This is a genomic window from Vibrio sp. 704, from assembly GCF_033339295.1.
Map to the genome: position 1 here is coordinate 1 of NZ_JAWOUH010000086.1, position 1,242 is coordinate 1,242.

At 49.3% G+C, this 1,242-nt stretch carries 1 protein-coding gene; it reads left to right on the forward strand.

Annotation, left to right across the window (positions count from 1 at the left end):
• Positions 1–115: 115 nt before the first annotated feature.
• Positions 116–1,242: tryptophanase (locus tag R7R24_RS24620; protein WP_318119715.1), on the forward strand; the 1,127-nt coding region annotated here is incomplete at its 3' end.

Genomic DNA, 1,242 nt, shown 5'->3' on the forward strand with positions numbered 1-1,242 from the left:
GCAAAATCTCTTCTCGTTAATTTCCCCAATGCTCTCGCATTGAAAAGCATCTGATCTATTTGTTTTCTACTCTTACGCTTTAGCGCGTAGGGGCATGCGTACAAGGAAATTAACAATGAAACGTATTCCAGAACCTTTCCGTATCAAAATGGTTGAGCCAATCAAAATGACCACGTTGGCTGACCGAGAAATCGCTCTCAAAGAAGCGGGTTACAACCCATTTTTATTGCGCGGTGATGACGTGTATATCGATTTGCTTACCGATTCCGGCACAGGTGCCATGAGCGATAACCAGTGGGCTGGCATTATGTTGGGGGATGAGTCTTACGCGGGTAGTCGTAACTACTACAACTTATGCAGCGCAGTGGAGCATTTCTTCGGCTACAAACTGACGGTGCCTGCGCACCAAGGCCGAGGAGCGGAGCAGATATTGTTCCCTGCTCTGATTGAACGTATGCGCCAAGTACGTGGCGGCGAAACGCCGGTGTTCAGCTCGAACTATCACTTTGATACTACTGCGGGGCATATTGAGCTCAACGGCGGTAAGGCTATCAACGTTGTGACGGAAGAAGCGTTCGATACCACTACGCCTTACGATTGGAAAGGTAACTTCGACCTCAACAAACTGGTAGAAACGATTGAAGAGCATGGCTCGAAGAACATCTGTGCCATCATCACGACAGTGACGTGTAACAGCTCGGGTGGCCAACCGGTATCGATGGAAAACATGCGCAGCGTGTACGAAATTGCCACCAAATACGATATCCCAGTGGTGATTGACTCGGCTCGCTATTGTGAGAATGCTTATTTCATCAAACAGCGTGAAGAAGGCTACGCTGACAAGTCGATTTTGGAAATCATTCGTGAAATGTATCAATACGGCGATATGCTCACGATGTCTGCCAAGAAAGATCCAATGGTGAACATTGGTGGCATGTGCTGTATTCGAGATCATCAAGAGTTGTTCCAAGCGGTGCAAACGCGCTGCGTTCCTATGGAAGGTTTTGTCACTTATGGCGGCATGGCTGGGCGCGATATGGAGGCTTTAGCCCGTGGCTTGTATGAGGGCGCGGATGAAGACTTCCTGCATTATCGAATCAGTCAGGTGCAATACTTGGGCGAGCGTCTGCGGGAGGGGGGAATTCCAATCCAATATCCAACTGGTGGCCATGCGGTGTTTGTTGATGCGGCGAAAATATTGCCGCACATTCCAGCCGATCGGTTCCCAGCACAAGCCTTGTG